5 protein-coding genes are annotated in these 4,176 nt (G+C 62.9%); all 5 read left to right on the top strand.

The features are described from left to right. Positions 1–123: 123 nt before the first annotated feature. Positions 124–819 (top strand): Fic family protein, encoded by a 696-nt coding sequence (locus D5084_RS18730; protein WP_238382590.1) that lies wholly within the window; start codon positions 124–126, stop codon positions 817–819. Beyond that, a complete protein-coding gene (locus D5084_RS18725; RefSeq protein ID WP_238382589.1) occupies positions 743–1,183 on the top strand; it encodes a Fic family protein in 441 nt (146 codons plus the stop codon). Before D5084_RS18730 ends, D5084_RS18725 begins: the two co-directional genes overlap by 77 nt. Before the next feature lie 119 nt (positions 1,184–1,302). Then, positions 1,303–2,229, top strand: a complete 927-nt coding sequence (locus D5084_RS09225; protein ID WP_128515216.1) for a hypothetical protein — start codon at positions 1,303–1,305, stop codon at positions 2,227–2,229. Between the two features lie 51 nt (positions 2,230–2,280). After that, positions 2,281–3,696, top strand: a complete 1,416-nt coding sequence (locus tag D5084_RS09220) for a hypothetical protein (protein ID WP_128515215.1) — start codon at positions 2,281–2,283, stop codon at positions 3,694–3,696. Positions 3,697–3,739: 43 nt separating this feature from the next. Next, on the top strand, positions 3,740–4,144 hold the full coding sequence (locus D5084_RS09215) for a hypothetical protein (protein WP_155523125.1): 405 nt from the start codon (positions 3,740–3,742) through the stop codon (positions 4,142–4,144). Positions 4,145–4,176: the final 32 nt, after the last annotated feature.

Here is a 4,176-nt window from a genome sequence, read left to right as displayed (position 1 = left end):
GGACCCATGCCACGCAGGAGGGGTCCCTTTTGGACGCCGATCACCCAGGTAGCGGGGTCAATATTGCGCGCCGATCAACAGGCATTCGTGCCTCCTCCGTTGCCGCCAACCCCGCCTATCAGGATGGACCGACTCTATCGTCAGCTCGAGCGCGCGGACCGGGCGATCGGCCGACTGGATGGCGTGACCTCAATCCTGCCCGATACTCCGCTCTTCCTCTACATGTACGTCCGCAAGGAGGCTCTGCTGTCCTCGCAGATCGAGGGCACGCAGTCGTCGCTCTCCGATCTCCTGCTGTTCGAGAGTGAGGAAGCGCCTGGCGTCCCGCTCGACGACGTCCAAGAAGTGTCCAACTACGTCGCCGCCATGAACCATGGCCTCGACAGGATACGCGAGGGCTTTCCGCTTTCCTTGCGCCTGATCCGGGAGATCCACGCCATCCTTCTTGAAAAGGGTCGCGGGAGCACGAAGCAGCTGGGAGAGTTCCGGCGTTCGCAGAACTGGGTCGGCGGAACGCGACCGGGCAATACGCTCTTTGTCCCGCCGCCGCCCGAGCACGTCCTCGACCTAATGTCGGACCTGGAAGCGTTCATCCATACCGACACGCCGGAGATGCCGACCCTCATCAAGGCCGGGCTCGTCCATGTGCAGTTCGAGACCATTCATCCGTTTCTCGATGGGAACGGCCGTCTCGGCCGCCTGCTGATCACCTTCCTTCTCTGCACGCAGGGCATCCTGAAGGATGCCGATCCTGTATCTCAGCCTCTACTTCAAGACGCATCGCCGCCAGTACTACGACCTTCTGCAGCAGGTCCGTGAGAACAGCGACTGGGAGACATGGTTGGAGTTCTTCCTCGACGGCATCGCCGAGACGTCTCTGCGGGCATCAGAGGCGGCGCGCGAAATCCTCGCGCTGTTCGAAGCCGATCGGCACCGGATCGAGGATCTCGGGCGCCCGGCCGCATCCGCGCTCCGGGTCCACCAGCTGCTTCAGCAGAAGCCGATCATCGGCATTCCCGCTGCGGCGCAGCGGCTGAGCATCTCGCCCCCGACAATTGCGAAGTCGATCCAGCATCTGGAGGATCTCGGCATCGTGCGGGAGGTGACGGGCAAGCAGCGTGGCCGGATGTATGTGTACAGCGACTACCTCGGCATTCTCAGTCGAGGGACGGAAGCACTTTGATCTAAGGATCTGAAAACTGCAGCCTCGCTCCAACTGCTTGAGAAGGTGAGGATCTCGAAACGGACTATTTGCAGTGCGATGCAGATGCAGGTTTAGCGAGCGCAGGAGACGAGGATGCTATGAGCGATCTTTTCGGCGTTGAGGGCAGCAATCTCGATCGTGGGTTCGAAAACCTGAAAGCTGCCGAGCTCCCGATCGAGCAGAAACTTCGCGCCCTGCTGCAAGAGATGTGGGCGCGCTACGAGCCCTATGCCGATCCGGACTTTCGTCAGGGCTTTGCCCGCGACGTAGACGGGCGTTTCTGGAAAATGTATCTGGGCTGCACGCTTCTTGAGGCGGGCCGGACCTTGTTGCCCGTGGTCGACCGTCAGCGCGAAGGCGGCCAGCCGGACCTCTGCGTTGTTGAAGGCGGTCGCCGCATTTGGATTGAGGCCATCACCCCCGACGAAGGCGCGCCTGGTCCTGACCAGATCGTGCGTCCTGTGCCGATCAATGAAGGCGGCGGCCTCGTCGCCGCGCCAATCCGCCAGGCGCAGCTTCGGACCTCTGGGGCGTTCTGGACCAAGGCGCAGAAGATCGCCCGCTACATCCAGCAGGGCGTGATCGCGCCCGATGACACCCGCATCATCGCGATCAGCGCCAGCCGCTTCGGCGTCTATGTCGCCGAACAGCCTTTGCCGCTCATCATGACGACCCTATTCCCGATCGGCGACGCCTTCATCACCATCGACCGCGACACCGGCGATGTCCTCGAAGAAGGGTTTCACGCCGCGCCCTTGATCCACCGCGAGCGCAATTCGATCCCGCGCACGGCCTTCCTCGACGAGCGCTTCGCCGACATCTCGGGCGTGATCTGGTCACGGGTCGCGCTCGGCAACCTCTCGCGCCACGTCCGTCCAATCACCTATATCCATAATCCGCTGGCGCAGGTTCCATTGCCCACAAACTGGGGCGTCTGGGACCGTGAGTTCGTGACAGCCCGGCAGGGCGAGGGATGGGAAGCCAGCGATATCCTCGCCTCGGCAGCCGCGGCGGAGGCGTCATGACGATGGAATCGGATGCGTGTGTCAGCCGCCTGCAGGAAGATGAGGCCGTCCATGGCCCCAGCCGATGAGCCGCGGCTGATCACACCGATCAGCCAGCGCAAGTTCGAACTCTATGCGCTGTCGCTCGAACGCGGACCCAATTTCGACCCCGCCCATATCTTCAGCGCCTATCAGGCCGGACGGGGCAGCGCGAGCGGTTGCATCCTTCTTGATCCGGAGCAAGGGACCTTCACCAGCCTCGCCTTGCGTCGGCGTGTCGATCACTGCTGGATCAAGGTCGACGAAGGCGGCCCCTATTTCACCCCCGAGGCCGCACTTGACGGTCTCAGCATTGCCATGCGCGCCGGCGATCCGCCGGAGCCCTTGCCGCCGGGGGTCAGGCGCCGCCCGCTTTTGGTGAAGCCCGGAGCACGCGGGACATCACCGGAATTCGATCTCTTGACGACCACGATCAACCATCTGCCGGCGCTCATGGCGATCGGCGAATGCTATCTCGCGCTTCCCAATCCTGACGCCAATTTCGTCCCGGATTTTCAGACCAGCAACTTTGCGTCCCGGCTGTTCGAGCTCTACCTTCTCGCCTGCTTTCGCGAGCAGGGCCTGAGCGTCCGGCAAGATCATGTCTCGCCCGACTTCTTCATCGAGAAGGACGGCGACACGTGCTGGATCGAGGCGGTGACGGCGAACTCCGAGACCCCACGCGCTGGCGGGATCGGCGACTGGGTACATGCGCCTGAGGATCGCAACGAACGCCTGACGGGAGGTCCGGCCGAGCGATTCGCCAAAACGCTGCGGGGCAAGCTCCAGCGCAACTATCATGCGATGGACCACGTGAAGGGCCAGTCCTTCGCTCTCGCATTGGCAGACTTCCACCAGTCCGGTTCGATGGTCTGGAGCCGCGAGGCCCTGCCGACCTACCTCTACGGGCTGCGCGCCGATATCGAAGGGGAAGGCAAAGAGCGCCGCGCTGTCGGGACGCCGATCACCAACCTGACGGGCAAGCACGGCATCCCGGCGGGGCTCTTCCGCGATCCCGACTTCGCCCACCTGTCGGCAGTCATCTTCAGCAATGCGGCAACGCTCGCCAAGTTCAACCGGATGGGCTTCCTTGCCGGCTGGCGGCCTTTTGGGCTGACCATGATCCGGAGCGGCATCCTCTTCGACCGAACTCCGGGCGCGCTGGAGCCGATCGACTTCAAGCTGTCGGTCGCCAGCGACGAATATCAGGCGCTCTGGCCTTGGGGCGAAGCCTGGTGCCAGGAGTTGGAGGTGTTCCACAATCCGCTGGCCACCAGCCCTATACCATTCGACCTCATCCCGGGCGCGACCCATTGGTTCGAGCGGGACGGCGACATCGTGTGCAGCACGATCTGGGCGAACTCGGTTCTCTCCTCGGTGACCAGTCTGCATATGGCTGGCGAAGCCCGGACGACGGGCGACGCGCATGACGAAGGCGACCCTTCATGATCGGGTCGCCCGCCCTCTTACCTCACTTGGAGAAACCACGGGCATGACGACCGAGCCGTCCGACCGGACAATTATTCTAAATCTCCTTCGCGGCGCCGTGCCTGAGCGCGCCGACGAAATCAGCAGCCTCTGGAGCCAGTACGGCCATGCCATTGAAGTCGCGCCGAGCACCAAGGCCGTCACCATGAACGCCGACGCCACGCGCATCCAGTTTGACACCAAGACGATCGACCTCTTCTGGTTGTTCGGTTTCAACGCCTGGCGCGCCATCGAGGTCTATTCACCCGCGCTGGTGCTCGCGACGATAACCGGAATGCCGCTCGACCAGGCGCTCAACGCCGACACCGAACGAGGTCAGTTCGAGCTCGACTACAAGCAACGCATCGCCAGCGCCCAATCCCTCACATGGGCTTTTCTTCGTCAACCGTTTCTTTGGCATCGCCATTGATCCCTTCGATGAGCTGAGACACTGGCCTTGGA

Source organism: Tabrizicola thermarum (assembly GCF_003574395.1).
GTDB lineage: Bacteria > Pseudomonadota > Alphaproteobacteria > Rhodobacterales > Rhodobacteraceae > Tabrizicola > Tabrizicola thermarum.
Note: the sequence above shows the minus strand (reverse complement) of the source record. Positions and strands in the feature narration are given on the sequence as shown.

Coding starts and splice junctions, on each gene's coding strand:
- D5084_RS18725 (WP_238382589.1), top strand. CDS start 743: ATGCCGATCCTGTATCTCAGCCTCTACTTCAAGACGCATCGCCGCCAG.
- D5084_RS09225 (WP_128515216.1), top strand. CDS start 1,303: ATGAGCGATCTTTTCGGCGTTGAGGGCAGCAATCTCGATCGTGGGTTC.
- D5084_RS09220 (WP_128515215.1), top strand. CDS start 2,281: ATGGCCCCAGCCGATGAGCCGCGGCTGATCACACCGATCAGCCAGCGC.
- D5084_RS09215 (WP_155523125.1), top strand. CDS start 3,740: ATGACGACCGAGCCGTCCGACCGGACAATTATTCTAAATCTCCTTCGC.
- D5084_RS18730 (WP_238382590.1), top strand. CDS start 124: ATGGACCGACTCTATCGTCAGCTCGAGCGCGCGGACCGGGCGATCGGC.